This window comes from Neisseria flavescens (genome assembly GCF_001618065.1).
In the GTDB taxonomy this organism is placed as follows: domain Bacteria; phylum Pseudomonadota; class Gammaproteobacteria; order Burkholderiales; family Neisseriaceae; genus Neisseria; species Neisseria flavescens_A.
Genome location: NZ_LAEI01000021.1, coordinates 1 through 15,611, shown reverse-complemented (window position 1 = coordinate 15,611; position 15,611 = coordinate 1). Strand labels below are relative to the sequence as shown.

At 50.9% G+C, this 15,611-nt stretch carries 19 protein-coding genes; 17 read left to right on the top strand and 2 right to left on the bottom strand.

Features of this window, described 5'->3' with window-relative positions:
* The first annotated feature begins 15 nt into the window (after window positions 1-15).
* The 8 genes from TW89_RS03740 (at window position 16) to TW89_RS03705 (ending at window position 6,314) form a co-directional block, all read left to right on the top strand.
* Window positions 16-777 carry a beta-ketoacyl synthase chain length factor gene (locus TW89_RS03740; RefSeq protein ID WP_128580592.1) on the top strand — a complete coding sequence of 254 codons (762 nt, stop codon included), beginning with the start codon at window positions 16-18 and terminating at the stop codon, window positions 775-777.
* Window positions 774-1,532, top strand: coding sequence for a lysophospholipid acyltransferase family protein (locus TW89_RS03735; RefSeq protein WP_128580591.1), 759 nt, complete (start codon window positions 774-776; stop codon window positions 1,530-1,532). The genes TW89_RS03740 and TW89_RS03735 overlap by 4 nt, the downstream gene beginning before the upstream one ends.
* Entirely contained in the window at window positions 1,529-1,789 is a 261-nt protein-coding gene (locus tag TW89_RS03730; protein WP_003680822.1) for a phosphopantetheine-binding protein, read from the top strand. The genes TW89_RS03735 and TW89_RS03730 overlap by 4 nt, the downstream gene beginning before the upstream one ends.
* A 12-nt stretch (window positions 1,790-1,801) precedes the next feature.
* Complete coding sequence (locus tag TW89_RS03725) at window positions 1,802-2,050, top strand: acyl carrier protein (RefSeq protein ID WP_003680823.1); 249 nt, start codon at window positions 1,802-1,804, stop codon at window positions 2,048-2,050.
* A gap of 72 nt (window positions 2,051-2,122) precedes the next feature.
* Complete coding sequence (locus TW89_RS03720; protein WP_128580590.1) at window positions 2,123-2,662, top strand: hypothetical protein; 540 nt, start codon at window positions 2,123-2,125, stop codon at window positions 2,660-2,662.
* Window positions 2,663-2,714: 52 nt separating this feature from the next.
* Window positions 2,715-3,470 (top strand): hypothetical protein, encoded by a 756-nt coding sequence (locus TW89_RS03715; RefSeq protein WP_128580589.1) that lies wholly within the window; start codon window positions 2,715-2,717, stop codon window positions 3,468-3,470.
* 15 nt (window positions 3,471-3,485) lie between these two features.
* A complete protein-coding gene (locus tag TW89_RS03710) occupies window positions 3,486-5,189 on the top strand; it encodes an AMP-binding protein (RefSeq protein ID WP_128580588.1) in 1,704 nt (567 codons plus the stop codon).
* A gap of 36 nt (window positions 5,190-5,225) precedes the next feature.
* On the top strand, window positions 5,226-6,314 hold the full coding sequence (locus TW89_RS03705; RefSeq protein WP_128580587.1) for a methyltransferase: 1,089 nt from the start codon (window positions 5,226-5,228) through the stop codon (window positions 6,312-6,314).
* Window positions 6,315-6,402: 88 nt separating this feature from the next.
* Here TW89_RS03705 and TW89_RS03700 read toward each other — a convergent pair whose 3' ends face one another.
* Window positions 6,403-7,059, bottom strand: a complete 657-nt coding sequence (locus TW89_RS03700; protein ID WP_128580586.1) for a cytochrome b/b6 domain-containing protein — start codon at window positions 7,057-7,059, stop codon at window positions 6,403-6,405.
* Window positions 7,060-7,112: 53 nt separating this feature from the next.
* On the opposite strand from TW89_RS03700, the gene TW89_RS03695 reads away from it, so the two are divergent.
* Together TW89_RS03695 and TW89_RS03690 are read left to right on the top strand one after the other, a co-directional pair.
* Window positions 7,113-7,994 carry an NAD(P)H-hydrate dehydratase gene (locus tag TW89_RS03695; protein WP_128580585.1) on the top strand — a complete coding sequence of 294 codons (882 nt, stop codon included), beginning with the start codon at window positions 7,113-7,115 and terminating at the stop codon, window positions 7,992-7,994.
* A 152-nt stretch (window positions 7,995-8,146) separates the two neighbouring features.
* Entirely contained in the window at window positions 8,147-9,094 is a 948-nt protein-coding gene (locus TW89_RS03690; RefSeq protein ID WP_128580584.1) for a bile acid:sodium symporter family protein, read from the top strand.
* 97 nt (window positions 9,095-9,191) lie between these two features.
* On the opposite strand, the gene TW89_RS03685 is transcribed toward TW89_RS03690, so the two are convergent.
* Window positions 9,192-9,755: a YceI family protein gene (locus tag TW89_RS03685; RefSeq protein WP_128580583.1), complete on the bottom strand. Its 564-nt coding sequence runs from the start codon at window positions 9,753-9,755 to the stop codon at window positions 9,192-9,194.
* Between the two features lie 278 nt (window positions 9,756-10,033).
* On the opposite strand from TW89_RS03685, the gene ilvD reads away from it, so the two are divergent.
* The 7 genes from ilvD to ubiE all read left to right on the top strand — a co-directional run bounded on the left by ilvD (window position 10,034) and on the right by ubiE (window position 15,348).
* Window positions 10,034-11,893: a dihydroxy-acid dehydratase gene (gene ilvD / locus TW89_RS03680; RefSeq protein ID WP_107768997.1), complete on the top strand. Its 1,860-nt coding sequence runs from the start codon at window positions 10,034-10,036 to the stop codon at window positions 11,891-11,893.
* Window positions 11,894-11,961: 68 nt separating this feature from the next.
* Complete coding sequence (locus TW89_RS11935) at window positions 11,962-12,093, top strand: hypothetical protein (protein WP_256388404.1); 132 nt, start codon at window positions 11,962-11,964, stop codon at window positions 12,091-12,093.
* A 68-nt stretch (window positions 12,094-12,161) separates the two neighbouring features.
* Window positions 12,162-13,451, top strand: a complete 1,290-nt coding sequence (locus TW89_RS03670; protein WP_128580582.1) for a CAP domain-containing protein — start codon at window positions 12,162-12,164, stop codon at window positions 13,449-13,451.
* Window positions 13,452-13,527: 76 nt separating this feature from the next.
* Window positions 13,528-13,761, top strand: coding sequence for a cytochrome b6 (locus TW89_RS03665; RefSeq protein ID WP_128580581.1), 234 nt, complete (start codon window positions 13,528-13,530; stop codon window positions 13,759-13,761).
* A gap of 1 nt (window position 13,762) precedes the next feature.
* On the top strand, window positions 13,763-14,194 hold the full coding sequence (locus tag TW89_RS03660) for a gamma-butyrobetaine hydroxylase-like domain-containing protein (protein WP_128580580.1): 432 nt from the start codon (window positions 13,763-13,765) through the stop codon (window positions 14,192-14,194).
* 21 nt (window positions 14,195-14,215) lie between these two features.
* On the top strand, window positions 14,216-14,581 hold the full coding sequence (locus TW89_RS03655) for an MBL fold metallo-hydrolase (protein WP_283114413.1): 366 nt from the start codon (window positions 14,216-14,218) through the stop codon (window positions 14,579-14,581).
* A 29-nt stretch (window positions 14,582-14,610) separates the two neighbouring features.
* Complete coding sequence (gene ubiE / locus TW89_RS03650; RefSeq protein WP_003746386.1) at window positions 14,611-15,348, top strand: bifunctional demethylmenaquinone methyltransferase/2-methoxy-6-polyprenyl-1,4-benzoquinol methylase UbiE; 738 nt, start codon at window positions 14,611-14,613, stop codon at window positions 15,346-15,348.
* The last annotated feature ends 263 nt before the right edge of the window (window positions 15,349-15,611 follow it).

Sequence of the window (15,611 nt, the reverse complement as noted above, 5' to 3'; positions counted from 1 at the left end):
ACATTGAAAGACATCATGCCTCAAAACGTTTGCCGTTTCAGCTTCAATATCGCCGCATGGCAGGCCTCCTCCAGCAAAATCAGTACGCCGGAGCAATGGCAGGACTGGGCGCAGGGAAAACTCGATACCGCATCCCTGCCGGAGTGCAAACCCGCGCTCTCCTTTTTGCCGCCTATGCAACGCCGCCGCTTGGGAAAAGCGGCACGCTTGGTTTGTGATGCCGCATGGAATCTGGCCGACCAATATCCTGAAAGTGTACCGGTTTACGTTTCGCACGACGGCGAAAGCAACCGCAGCTTTGAATTATGGCAAGAGCTTTTGAACACGCATACCGTCTCGCCGACCTCATTCGGCCTGTCCGTCCACAACGCAACGATTGGGCAATGGTCGATGTTGCGCAAAGACATGAGCGAGCATACCGCGTTGGCCGTTGCCGCCGATTCCTTTGAAACCGCGCTGACCGAGGCATTCGCGCTTTTGCAAGACGGCGCGCCATCTGTTTTAGTGATTGTCGCCGATGATCCTTTGTCTGAAGACTATCCCGTCTTGGCTACACGTGCGCCGTTTGCCTATGCATTGGCACTGGTCATCACAAAAGGCGAAGACTATACCTTAAGCTTGGAAACCACAGCCGCAAGGCTGTCTGAAAATCCTAAAGATACAACAGTCGAGCCTTATTGGAGCAGCTTGGAGTGGATACGCTTCCTGCTTTCAGACGGCCGACAACACACGCAACACTATATCGGTAGAAACTGGCACTGGCAGAAAAACGCATGAAGACTTTAGACTATTTCCGTCGCTTTTTTGCCACACTCTTCGGCTTTATCCTTTTCGGCGTTGCAGGCGTATTGTTCAAAATCGCACTTTTGCCCTATACGCTCAAATCGACCAAAGGCGACATCAAACGTCAACTTGAAGCAAGGCTCATGATAGGCAAAGTTTGGCGTTTCTTCGTCGGCTACCTGCAATGGTCAGGCGTATTGAGCGTCCGCTTCAACGGCTTGGAAAAACTCGGCAGGCCCGGCCAGCTTATTCTTGCCAACCATCCCTCGCTTTTGGATGTCGTCTTGCTGATCAGCCATTATTCGGAGCCAAACGTACTGGTTAAAAAAGACCTGTTGCACAACCCCAGCATGAAAAGCCAGATTATCGCTTCCGGCTATATCCCCAACGATGAAAGCATGGAAATGCTGGAAGAAATAGATGCCGTGTTCAAAAGCGGGCAAAGTTTGCTGATTTTCCCCGAGGGCACGCGCACAGGTTGGGACGGACAGGTTAAAATGCACCGCGGCGCCGTATCGCTCGGTTTGCGCAGCGCATCAGTCATCACGCCCGTGTGCATTAAGATGACGCCGCCCAATTTTAAAAAAGGGCAACCGTGGTACAAAATCCCGCCACAAAAAATTCATTATGAAATTACCGTCGGCGACGACATCCTGCCGGAAGAATGGCTGGCAGAAAAACCCCTGCCCATCGCCGCACGCCGTTTAAACGAATACCTGCAAGACTATTTTACAAGGAAAACCACATGAGCAATTTAGAAAACCAAATCAAACAATTAATCATCGACAGCTTGGGCTTGGAAGACATTACCGTTGCCGACATCGGCAGCGAAGATCCGCTTTTCGGCGACGACGGCCTGGGTCTGGATTCGGTTGATGCATTGGAACTTGGTTTGGCCGTACAAAAAACCTTCGGCTTCCAGCTCGACGGCGAAAACGACAACCTGCGCGAAAACTTCGCCAACGTCAAAACTCTGGCCGAGTTCGTCAAGAGCCGCCAAGCATAAGGGAGAGAGAAGATGACCGAACAAGAAGTACGCACCCTGCTGACCGATGCACTGGTTAACCTGTTTGAAATCGAACCGGAACGCATCAAACCCGAAACCAACCTCTACGAAGATTTGGAAATCGACAGCATCGACGCCATCGACCTTATCGACCACATTAAACGCGAAACCGGCCGCAAACTGCAAGCCGAAGATTTCCGCAACGTGCGTACCGTAGAGGACGTGGTTCAAGCGGTTTTGAAAGTACAACAAGATTCCTGATTCCGCTTTGAATCAGCATATTTTCAGACGGCCTTGTCAATCGGCAAGGCCGTCTGAAAATCAATCGCAACCATGACAATACTCGGAAAACTCCTGCTTATCCTCGCCAGCCTTGCCTATCCACTCCTATGGTATTACGGCAGGGAAAACGGCGCATTTTTCTGGCTTGCAGCGGCTATGTGTGTGTTATGGCTGATACGCGCCGCCATGCCGCAAACCACGGCACAACGCATTACGGCCATTATCCTTGCCGCCTTTTTTGCGGCGGTACTGGTTTTCAGACGGCCCGACTCGATGTATTGGTATCCCGTCGCCGTCAACGCGCTGATGCTTGCCGTTTTCGGCGGCAGCCTGTTTGCCAAACAAACCGTTATCGAACGCCTCGCCCGACTGCAACACCCCGACCTGCCGCCCGAAGGCGTGCGCCACACCCGGCGCGTTACGCAAATCTGGTGCGCCTTCTTTGTCTTCAACGGCGCAACCGCCGCCATTTTGGCAGGCTTGCAATATTACGATTGGTGGGCGGCTTATACAGGCATCGTGTCTTATGTGTTAATGGGAATCTTATTTGCCGGAGAGTGGATTTATCGGAAATTGGTTTTGAAGGTTTAATCCATTAAAAATATTTCATCAATTAGACGAATAACCATGACGAATAACCATAATGAAAAAAATCATCCTACTCACCCTGATTTCCTTCGCATTTACCGCATGCTCTTCTACATCTAAAACGCCTTTATCCCCTGAAGAAAAGGCGGAAGCCGAATACAAGAAAAATTATACGGAAGTTGCCAGCCACACCATTAAAACGCGCTCGGGAAACCTGACCGTCATTGACCGAATACACAATCGTTATTCTGACGATACTACAACCAGCAGCATGAATTTGATGATTATTCGGAAATCCAATACGGTAAAAGCAAGGGCTGCACAAACAGCCGTATTTACAGCAACTTTTGCATTACTTATTCTTGCCCACAACAGCAATCATATTGGATATGAAGGTCCTGACCTGCTGGACAAACACAGTTTAAGCGGGAAGCCTATTAAACCGAATTTTGCGAATCCCGTTTTTGAACAATTCTCCCCAAAAGTTCGCGATTGGGCGGCAAAATGGTCATTTAAAGGCAATAGTGCCAATAAAAAACTATTTGTCCAACCGGGTCGTTTCTATTTGGTTTATGAAAAATTCAATAAACGAGACCGATTCTTTCTGAACAATGAAGTCAGCCTTTTTTTAGACGGACAAAACAGCAAAACCGATCGCTTACTCCATTGCTTCAAAAGAAGTGAAAGCCATTCATTGGAAGAGTGGCAGGCAAATGATTACGAATTGGTACGCCAAACGACAAACAAACAATACGATGAATGCTTGGCCCAATTCAAAGAAGATACCAAGGCAAATACATCAAAATTATAAAACCTTAGAACCATCATGCACCTAACCCAAATCCTATCCCCAAACCTACCCCAACACGACCTTATCGCCGCCCATCCGAATTGGACGCGTGCTGATTTCAACCGTACGGTTTTTCATCTGTCAGGCCGTCTGAAACAGGTAGGCGTGCAAACTGCCGCGTTGTGGTTTGACGATGCCGCGCTGTTTGCCTGTGCCGTGTTGGCAGTGTGGCATTCGGGCGGGCGGGTGTTGCTGCTGCCGAATCTGGCGCGGGACAATTTGGACTGGGGGCGGACGGCAGAGGCGTTTTTAACAGATTCAACAGATAAAAAGCTCTCTTCAGACGGCCTGAACATCTGGCACTTGCCTAATGTATTGACTCAAACAGAATCGGAAGGACTGAGCACCTATCCTGAAAACTATCTGATTCCCGACCATGCCGAAGCATGGCTGAAAACATCAGGTTCCAGCGGCGAAGCGCAGATTATTGTGAAAACCGCCGCGCAAATGCAGGCAGAAGCCCTGACTTTGGCAAATACGCTGCCATTTGGACAACACGGTGAAACCGTGATCGGCAGCGTGATTCCGCAGCATCTTTACGGCTTCACTTTCCGCTTCGCACTCGCGTTGACAATGGGTTGGACTATGGAACGACAGCAGGCGGTTTATCCGGAAAACCTGCTTTCCAGTACGGCCGCACATGATAAAGTGGTTTGGATTGCCAGTCCGGCCGTACTCAACCGCTTGGGCGAAAACCGCAACTGGCAGAGTATCGGCCATAAAATTGCAGGCATTATCTCAGCCGGAGGCGCGCTTCCTTCAGCCACGGCGGATTTGCTGCAACAGGCTGCCGTCCGCCCGTTTGAAGTCTATGGCAGTACCGAAACCGGCGTAATTGCCTCACGTTGCGAACGCCAAGAATGGCAGCCTTTCAAAGGCGTGGAAATCGGGCAAAACGAAGAAGGCGCACTTTGGGCTTCTTCGCCTTGGTCGCCCGAACGCCGCCAAACCGCCGATTTGATCGAACCGCAAGATGACGGTTTCCTGCTGCTCGGCCGCCAAGACCGCATTATTAAATTTGAGGACAAACGCGTGTCGCTGACCCAAATCGAACACGAACTTTTACAACACCCTTGGATTGCCGACGCCCACTGCGGCCGTCATCCGCAACATCAACGCATTGCCATATGGGCGGCATTGAACGCAGACGGTATCGCTGCCTTGCGCGAGAAAGGCCGCACTGCGGTCGCCGATACGCTCAAACGCCATCTGGCCGCCACGCAGGACACCATCGCCCTGCCGCGTTACTGGCGTTTTACCGACAACCTGCCACGTAATGCCCAAGCCAAAATCGCTGCGGCGGATTTTCAGACGGCCTTTACCATTGCCCAAACTTCGCCCGTTTGGTCGAAAACATCATCTGACGATGAAACCAATACCGAAACTTTTATCGGGCGCGTGCCTTTGGATTTGGTTTATTTCGGTGGCCATTTTGCCACCTTCCCGCTGGTTCCCGGCATGGTCGAGCTGCAATGGGTGCGCAACCTGATCGCGCCCAAGCCATGGGGCAAACAGCGCGTCATCCGCATCGAAAATCTAAAATATCAGCAGTTTATCCGCCCTCATGATGAAGTGTCGGTAGAGCTGAAATTTGATGAAGGCAAAAACAAACTGAGCTTTAAAATCAACAACGGAGAGCATCCGTGTGCATCAGGACGGATTGTGTTTGAGGCCGTCTGAATATACTTATTAACTTTTTAGTGGAAAACCAACAATATGCAACTCTTCCCTGCCCTAGAACAACGCTATTCCCACGAACACCAGTCCGCAGGCGAGGCTCAACGTCTGGCTCAAGAAATCGCTTTTGCACCGATTGTGTTCCAAGTTTCCCGCCTGATGGTGAAATTTGGCATTCTGGACTTGCTGAACGACCATCCAGACGGCCTCACTCAAGCCGAAATCGCCGAAAAAGCGAAAATCAGCAACTACGCGGCACAAGTCCTGCTGGAAGCTTCGCTGTCTATCGGCACTGTCTTGACTCGTGACAACCGCTATTTCATCAGCAAGGCCGGTTGGTTTGTCCTCAAAGACAAAATGGCCCGCGTCAACATGGATTTCACGCAGGAAATCTGCTACCTAGGCATGTTTAATTTGGAAAAAACCCTGCAAACCGGCAAGCCCGAAGGCCTGAAAGTATTCGGCGACTGGCCGACCATTTACGAAGGCTTGTCTTCATTGCCAAGCGTCGCGCAGGAAAAATGGTTTGCATTCGACCATTATTATTCCGACAACTCCTTCGCCGAAGCACTGAACACCGTGTTCGCCAAACCGGTTAAAAAACTGCTCGATGTCGGCGGTAATACCGGCCGCTGGGCGGAGCAATGCGTCAACCACAATGCCGAAGTCGAAGTAACCATCATGGATCTGCCGCAACAAATCGGCTTAATGCGTGAGGCGACCAAAGGCAAAAACGGTGCGGACCGTATCCACGCCCATCCGGCCAACCTGCTTGATCCTGAGATTCCGTTCCCAACCGGTTTTGACGCGATCTGGATGAGCCAATTCCTAGACTGTTTCACCGAAGAACAAGCCACCAGCATTCTTCAACGCGCCGCTGCATCCATGAGCGAAAACACCAGCCTCTACATCATGGAGCCTTTCTGGGACAGACAACGCTACGAAACCGCCGCCTACTGCCTGACCATGACCAGCCTGTATTTCACTGCCATGGCCAACGGCAACAGCAAAATCTTCCATTCTGAAGACCTGATCCGTTGCGTTGAAAAAGCCGGATTGAAAGTAGCAGAAATTTCAGACGGCATCGGCCGCGGCCACAGCATCTTGCGCTGCGTTAAGGCCGACTGAACTTTATCTTTTAAACTCTAAAAGAAACCGACCCCAACAGCCATTTCGCTATCAGGGTCGGTTTGTTTTTGGTATCCGTTTTAAAACATCAGCCACGCAACATCCATACTGTGCACACTAACGCAATCGCCACCAACAAAGCGGCAAACAGTTGTCTCATTCCGGCCAATTTAGGCTGCTTGGCATCGATGGTTTTAAAGCCGTTAATCATCGGCGTAATCAAATCCTGTTTTTTCACAAAGCGATACAGCAAAACAGCCGCGATATGTACGCCCGCCAAAACAGCTAACACATTAAAGAAATTAACATGGATTTTTCGCGCCAGCGTACCGGCGTGTTCGCTGACCAAATGATTCAAAAAGCCGGAATTGGTAAACGTATTTTCATCGGCGGCAAATAAGCCTGTGGCCGTCTGAAAAACCAGGGCGGCCAATAAAGCAATGACCATCAGCGCGCCCAAAGGATTGTGGCCGACCAATTCGTCTTCAGACATTCGGCCTTGCGTATAGCGGCGGATTTCGGAGAACGGACGCACAAATCGGCAGAATTTTGCCGTATCGCTGCCCCATATCCCCCAGCACAAGCGGAAAACCACCAACGCCAGCATCAACAAACCGCCGCGCAAATGCCATACCAGCATATCGCCGCCTTGGGTTGCGCTGTACCACATGAATCCCATCAATAACACCAAGAGCCAATGGAACAGGCGCGTAGGTGCGTCCCAAACTTTTATTTTTTGCTTCATTACCTTTTACTTTCTGATTTAAAATTAAATTTCTTATCTTGGAAGGTTACGCCATGCAGCCCATCTACACGCTTCCTGAATCGCTTCAAGCTTTTCAGACGGCCTTAGCATTTCCCGACGTATTCCGCCCCCGCGCCCAAGAATCGCACAAAGGCACATACGGCACGCTTGCCATTATCGGCGGCGCAACGGGAATGAGCGGCGCAGTGGTTTTGGCAGCCACAGCCGCGATGTATCAAGGATGCGGCAAGGTTTGGGTGGGTTTCAACCAAGCCACGCTGCCTTTTGCCATCATTCCCGAACGCCCTGAAATCATGCTCGCCACTGCGGCTCAACTGATGGAGCGCAACGATGTCAGCGCACGGGTAATCGGCTGCGGATTCGGTTTGGACGGATTATCAGATCAGCTGCTGCCACAAATCCTGTCTACACACCATGACCAGCCTTTATTGCTCGATGCAGATGCCTTGACACTGCTGGCCCGTTCTTCCGAATTGACCGAACGCCTCAAATCGTACAAACATATCGTCCTGACACCTCATCCGGCCGAAGCCGCCCGCCTGCTCGGTACTGATACCCAATCAGTTCAAGCCGACAGACAGAAAGCCGTAACCGAAATCAGCCGTAAATATGGTGCAACCGTCGTGTTGAAAGGCCATCATACATTGGTGGCCACGGCAGACGGCATAGTCTATACCAACACCAGCGGCAATGCCGGTTTGGCCACCGCAGGCAGCGGCGATGTCTTGAGCGGCATTATCGGCAGCCTGCTGGCACAAGGCATTCCGACATTCCAAGCCGCCTGCGCAGGCGTATGGCTGCACGGAGCGGCAGCCGATGTCATCAAACACAGCAGCCAAATCGAAACCGGCATGCTCGCCGGAGAAATCGCACCTGCCGCCCGATGGCTGCGCAATATTTTATCAAAAGAGTAATACTGTCTATATCATAAATACAAATTGCAGGCCGTCTGAAAATCAATCTCTATTTTCAGACGGCCTGGTTTATTTTTAAGTGTCATTTTGCAAATTAAGGTTAAGACGTGTATCCTTGGTTTCCCTTAAAAACAACTTCACAACATATTATCATGAGTATCCTCAATAAAATCAGCAACTTTATTGGAAAAACATTTTCCCTTTGGGCTGCGCTCTTTGCCGGTATCGCTTTTTTCGCACCCGATACCTTCAAATGGGTCGGCCCTTACATTCCTTGGCTTCTGGGCATCATCATGTTCGGTATGGGCTTGACCCTTAAACCCTCCGACTTTGACATTTTGTTCAAACGCCCCAAAGCCGTCATCATCGGCGTGATTGCACAATTCGCCATCATGCCGGCAACCGCCTATCTGCTGGCCAAGCTGTTGAACCTGCCTGCCGAAATCGCAGTCGGTGTGATTTTGGTCGGCTGCTGCCCGGGCGGTACGGCTTCCAATGTAATGACTTATCTGGCGCGCGGCAATGTGGCTTTGTCGGTTGCCGTTACATCGGTTTCTACTCTGATTTCTCCATTGCTGACCCCCGCCATCTTCCTGATGCTTGCCGGTGAAATGCTGGAAATCCAAGCGGGCAGTATGTTGATGTCCATCGTCAAAATGGTTTTGTTCCCCATCGTTTTGGGCTTGATTGTCCATAAAGTCTTGGGCAAAAAAACTGAAAAATTGACCGACGCGCTGCCGCTGGTTTCCGTTGCCGCCATCGTGCTGATTATCGGCGCGGTAGTCGGTGCCAGCAAAGGCAAGATTATTGAAAGCGGCCTGCTGATTTTCGCCGTTGTCGTACTTCACAACGGCATCGGTTATCTGCTCGGCTTCTTTGCCGCCAAATGGACCGGCCTGCCTTATGATGCACAAAAAACGCTGGCCATCGAAGTCGGTATGCAGAACTCAGGCTTAGGTGCCGCCCTTGCGGCCGCGCACTTTGCCGCCGCGCCGGTTGTTGCCGTTCCCAGCGCATTGTTCAGCGTGTGGCACAATATCTCCGGCTCGCTCCTGGCAACTTATTGGGCAGCCAAAGCCGATAAAAATAAAGAATCCTAAACGTCTTTAATCATAAGGCCGTCTGAACAGGGATAAACGAAATCAACGATTTCTGCCTTACCTGTTTAGACGGCCTTTATTTTGAAATCAAGCAGGATTATTGTTTCACTGCTTCGATTTGGATATTGATGTTAACTTTTTTGCTCATACCGGCACTTACCAAATAATCTAAGCCCCATCTGGTACGGTCGATGGTGGTGCTGAAGTCGCCACCGCATACTTCTGCTTTTAACATCGGGCTTTGGTAGCAGTTGAATTTGTCGGCTTTGAGTTTCACCGGCGCTGTTTTGCCGTTCATGGTCAGATTGCCGTCAACAGACAGCAGTTTTTTGCCGTTGAAATTGAATTTGGTGGATACAAAACGGATTTCAGGGTATTTGTCTGCATTGAAAATATCGGCAGATTTCAAGTGTTGGGTAAAGCGGTCAGAACCGGTTTGCAGTTTGGACAAAGGCAATACGATATCGATTGAGCCTTGGCGTTTGGCACGGTCAAATTCCAAATTACCGGTCAAACCATAAATACCGCCGACGTTGGTGCTGGTGTTGAAATGGTCTATGGCAAAGCGGGCATTGGCATGAAATTCGTCCACTTTATAAACAGCGGCAGACGCAGCAGAAGCCAACATGGCCGAACACAATGCAAACATGATTTTTTTCATCGTCTTATCCTTAGAAATGTGAGAAGTTCCCTATCATATCACTTTTTGATACCAACATCTTTTGCAACTGAGAAAGACAACGTTTCATCTTAAGAAAACTTCAGGCCGTCTGAAAGAATGAGCAGCAAATTCAGGTGTAGCAAATACAGTTTAGTTTTATTACAAAATAGCGTGCTTCATCGCTCGTAATTGGTATAAAATACCCAGTTATTTCTACAACGGGCCGCCAATTAACCAGCCTATTTCAGACGGCCTCAGCATAAAACAAAGGAACAAAAATGCCTGAATACCGCTCCAAAACCTCTACCCACGGCCGCAATATGGCAGGCGCGCGCGCATTGTGGCGTGCGACCGGCGTCATGGAAACCGACTTCGGCAAACCGATTATCGCCATTGCCAACTCCTTCACCCAATTCGTCCCGGGCCATGTGCACCTGCACAATATGGGTCAACTGGTTGCCCGTGAAATCGAAAAAGCCGGCGGCATTGCTAAAGAATTCAACACCATCGCCATTGATGACGGTATCGCCATGGGCCACAGCGGTATGCTCTACTCCCTGCCCAGCCGCGACCTGATTGCCGACTCCATCGAATACATGGTCAACGCCCACTGCGCCGATGCTCTGGTCTGCATTTCCAACTGCGACAAAATCACCCCGGGCATGCTGATTGCCGCCATGCGCCTGAACATTCCGACCATCTTCGTTTCCGGCGGCCCGATGGAAGCCGGTAAAGTTATCGGCGTAGCCAATATTCAACCAGAACGCCGTTTGGACTTGATTGACGCCATGATCGAATCGGCTGACGACAACATCAGCGACAAACAAGTCGAAGAAGTCGAACAAAACGCCTGCCCGACTTGCGGCTCCTGCTCCGGCATGTTTACCGCCAACTCCATGAACTGTCTGACCGAAGCACTCGGCCTTTCCCTGCCGGGCAACGGTTCTTATCTGGCGACCCACGCAGGCCGCAAAGAATTGTTCCTCGAAGCAGGCCGCATGATTGTCGAAATCACCAAACGCTACTACGAGCAAGACGACGAAACCGTATTGCCGCGCAGTATTGCCAACAAAAAAGCATTTGAAAACGCCATGACCATGGACATCGCCATGGGCGGCTCTACCAATACCATTTTGCACCTGTTGGCCGTTGCCAACGAAGCCGGTGTCGATTTCAAAATGGCTGACATCGACCGCCTGAGCCGCGTTGTGCCTTGCATCTGCAAAACCGCGCCAAACAACCACGACTACTATATGGAAGACGTACACCGCGCAGGCGGCATTTTCGCCATCCTGAAAGAATTGGATAAAGCAGGCAAACTGCACACCGACGTGTACACCATCCACGCGCCGACGCTGAAAGACGCGATTGAAAAATGGGACGTGACCAACCCCGAAAACACCCATGCCATCGAGCGTTTTAAAGCCGCTCCAGGCGGCGTGCGCACTACTCAGGCGTTCTCGCAAAACCGTATGTGGAAAACCCTCGACCTCGACCGCGAAAAAGGCTGTATCCGCGATGTTGAGCATGCCTACTCGCAAGACGGCGGCTTGGCAGTATTGTTCGGCAACATCGCCGAGCGCGGTTGCGTAGTGAAAACCGCAGGCGTGGACGAGAGCATCCTCAAATTTACCGGCCGCGCCCGCGTGTTTGAAAGCCAAGAAGACGCAGTAGAAGGCATTTTGGGCAACCAAATCGTGGCTGGCGATATCGTCATCATCCGCTACGAAGGCCCTAAAGGCGGCCCGGGCATGCAAGAAATGCTGTACCCGACTTCCTACCTGAAATCCAAAGGTTTGGGCAAAGCCTGTGCCCTGCTGACCGACGGCCGCTTCTCCGGCGGCACTTCCGGCCTGTCCATCGGTCACGCTTCGCCTGAAGCGGCAGAAGGCGGCGCCATCGGTTTGGTACACGAAGGCGACACCATCGAAATCGATATTCCAAACCGCAGTATCCACCTTGTCATTTCCGATGAAGAGCTTGCTGCACGCCGTGCCGAAATGGAAGCACGCGGCAGCAAAGCGTGGAAACCGGAAAACCGCGACCGCTACGTCTCCGCAGCCCTGCGTGCCTACGGCGCGATGGCGACTTCCGCCGACAAAGGCGCAGTGCGCGACGTATCGCAAATCGAACGTTAATTAAACTGACTTAAGGCCGTCTGAACGCTTTCAAGTGTTTCAGACGGCCTTCATTCAAACGGACACATATGGACAAATTCATTTTAGCGATGATCGGCATGGCCATTGCCCTCTTGATTATTATTGGCGGCGGATTTATCGCTGTCGAATATTTCAAATCCCATCCTGAAGCATTCCAAGTCAAGCCGCTATCAAAATAATCATTTAACGGCATGAGTTTCAAAGAAAAAGAGCCGTAGCTCAAGGCCGTCTGAACGCAGTGCATATAATGAAACACATTCTTTACTGGCTGGGTGGTTTTGCCGTCGCCCTCGGCATATTCCAATACTACGAAACCCATCGCTATTCCGAAGACCAGCTCATCTACGCCCAACCGCCGCAAAATCGTTCTGCCGTTGCCGATTTTGACGCTTTGGCGTATTTAAACTTCCTCCGCGCCTCAGCCAATCTGCCCGCACTGGCGCACTCGGCCACGCTCGAACGCGCCGCGCGCAATCATGCCCGCTATCTTCTGCAAAACCCTGACGACGGACATGACGAACACAATACGCGCAATCCCTTTTACACAGGCCCACGCCCATCAGACCGCACGCGCAAAGCCGGTTATGCCTATAAAGGCGTACACGAAAACGTCAGTACCGGCCAGCATCCGCCAAACGAAAAAATCAACGACCACCTGCCTGCCCAACATCAACTGGACAACCTAATGACGGCGATTTACCACCGTTTCTCCTTGCTCGATCAAAATATCGACGAAGCCGGTGCAGCATTTGAATCTCAAGGCAAACAAATCGCGCTGAGCATCAATCAAGGCGACAGCAGATTCAACAGCCTCTGCCAAAAAAACCGCCCATTATCTGACCTCAGCCGTTCATTTTATCAAGATGCCTGTCATGGTCATGCCATTGTTTATGCAGATGAAATCTCCAACCGCAAATTCCGGCCTTACATCACCTATCCGCAAGGCAACTTCGCTTCACCGGTTTTCCACGGCGAGCGTCCCGACCCTATGCCGCATTATGAAATGACCGGCAATCCGGTCAGCATCGCGTTCTCAGAACAATCGCCTCCGGTCAAAATGCGTTCGTTCAAACTATATCAGGACACAAAAGAAATCAAAGACGTCAAAATCTTAGATAAAGATAATGACCCAAACCACCTCCTGACCGACCGCCAATTTGCGCTGTTTCCTTTACAGCCCTTGGAATACGATACCGACTACCGTGCCCTGTTCGAATACCGTCAAAACGGAAAAAACAGAACGGCCGAATGGACATTCAGCACGCAAAAACCCGATTATCCTTATTTCATCGTCAAAGGCGGCGAAACGCTGGCCATCGAATCCGGACAAAAATATTTTATCCATTGGCAGGATTTTTGGTGCTTGAAGCAATGCGAACGCTACAACTACCGCATGAACCGCGACACCCAACTCGACATCATCGAGCGGCAGGCCGGCGGTATCATTATCCGTGTCAACGGAAGCAAGGGCAGCAGCATCCGCTTAATGCCCGAAGGCGAAGATAGGCGCGCCATTACGCTTTATTTATGGAAATAAAGCCGTTTTCAGACGGCATGAAGCACCAAAAAACTGATAAAATACCGCCTCATCACCCTACGGCAAGCCATCCAATATGACCAAACATCCGCAAACAGCAGCCAATACCCGCTATACCTTTGCCAGCATTGCCGCCATGTTGGCCGCATTTTTACTGTTCGTTGCCGTGATGTTGCTGCCTTTGGGGCTGACGGCGGACACCCAAGTAAGCCTGATACGGCTTTCACTCTACGCAATCATGCTGTTTGCCGTACTTGGTGGTATTTTTTCTGTACGCGTTGCCTATTTGCGTAAAAAGAACGGAGCATGACATGACCCAAGCCGATAAAATCCCACAAGAAATCCGCCTTCAAAAAGAACGGCGCGTACTGACTTTGGTCTATGTTGACGGTGCCAAGAGCCTTCCTGCCGAATACTTGCGCGTGTACTCGCCCAGCGCGGAAGTGCGCGGACACGGTGCCGGCCAAGATGTTTTGCAAACAGGCAAAGCCGAAGTCAGCATTACCGATTTAGACCCCGTCGGTCAATACGCCTTGAAAATTACTTTTTCAGACGGCCACGACAGCGGCCTTTACGATTGGGACTATCTCTACCGACTGGCGCACAATCAAGACACGCTTTGGCAAGACTATCTCGACCGCCTCGAAAAGGCCGGTGCGTCCAGAACGCCAAGTGCCGAAGATTTGAAACCCAAGCACACACATTCCTGCGGTAGCGGTGGTTGTGGCGGAAAGGCCGTCTGAAAAAAGCGAGAGACCGTAAGTTTGGATGACGGAAGAACCATTGACGGCAAAGCGTTCCTCTCCCCGTCCCCCAAAGGCCGAAAAGTGGCCATTTTCGGCGATACCCAAGCCCGTCCGCAGGCAGTACGCACCGCGCAAAACGCAGACGTTTCGGTGCATGAAGCAACCTTTGCGGCAGGCGATGAAGAAACAGCGGAACGAGTGTTCCATTCAACCGTATCCGATGCCGCCAAGCTGGCTTGGCAAGCCAATGTGCAACAACTTTACCTGACCCACATCAGCGCACGTTATACCGAAGAAGAACAACGCCTGATGCTGGAGCGGCAGGCACAAACTATATTTCCCGCGTCGAAAGTGGTTGGCGATTTCGACGTATTCGATACCTGAATCCGTATTATTTTAAGAAGGCAGACACTATGAGCGACCACAAAACCCATTTCGGCTTCACTACCGTTGACGAAGACGAAAAAGCAGGCAAAGTTGCCGAAGTCTTCCACTCCGTGGCAAAAAACTACGACATTATGAATGACGTAATGTCCGGCGGTCTGCACCGCGTTTGGAAACATTTCACCATCAATACCGCCCGCCTAAAAAAAGGCGACAAAGTATTAGATATCGCCGGCGGTACAGGCGATTTGTCCCGAGGCTGGGCAAAACGTGTGGGCAAAGAAGGCGAAGTTTGGCTGACAGACATCAACTCCTCCATGCTGACCGTCGGCCGCGACCGCCTGCTCAACGAAGGCATGATTCTGCCCGTATCGTTGGCAGACGCTGAAAAATTGCCGTTCCCCGACAACTATTTCAATCTGGTTTCCGTCGCATTCGGCCTGCGCAACATGACGCACAAAGATGCCGCGCTGAAAGAAATGTACCGCGTATTGAAACCGGGCGGCACCCTGCTGGTGTTGGAATTCTCCAAAGTGTACAAACCTTTGGAAGGCGTGTACGACCTCTACTCTTTCAAACTGCTGCCGATTATGGGCAAACTGATTGCCAAAGATGCCGACAGCTACCAATACCTCGCCGAGTCCATCCGTATGCACCCCGACCAAGAAACCTTGAAACAAATGATGCTGGATGCAGGCTTCGATAGCGTGGATTACCACAACATGAGCGCAGGCATCGTTGCCCTGCATAAAGGCGTGAAATTCTAAGGCCGTCTGAAGCAAACACAAAGGGCGTGATTGATAGACACGCCCTTTGTTTTTAAAGCTTACCCAAGCCAATCTGATACAAACCAAAGGCCGTCTGAACAGCCGTAAAACGAAATCAAGGATTTCGGTTACACCATTCAGACGGCCTGAGACCTTTGCAAAATAGCCCTTTCCTCAACAGCCGAAGCCCAAAACAGGATTTCGGCTGTTTTCGTTTCAAATATCCACCGATTCTACTCAAATATCCCCTTAATCTCCCTTGG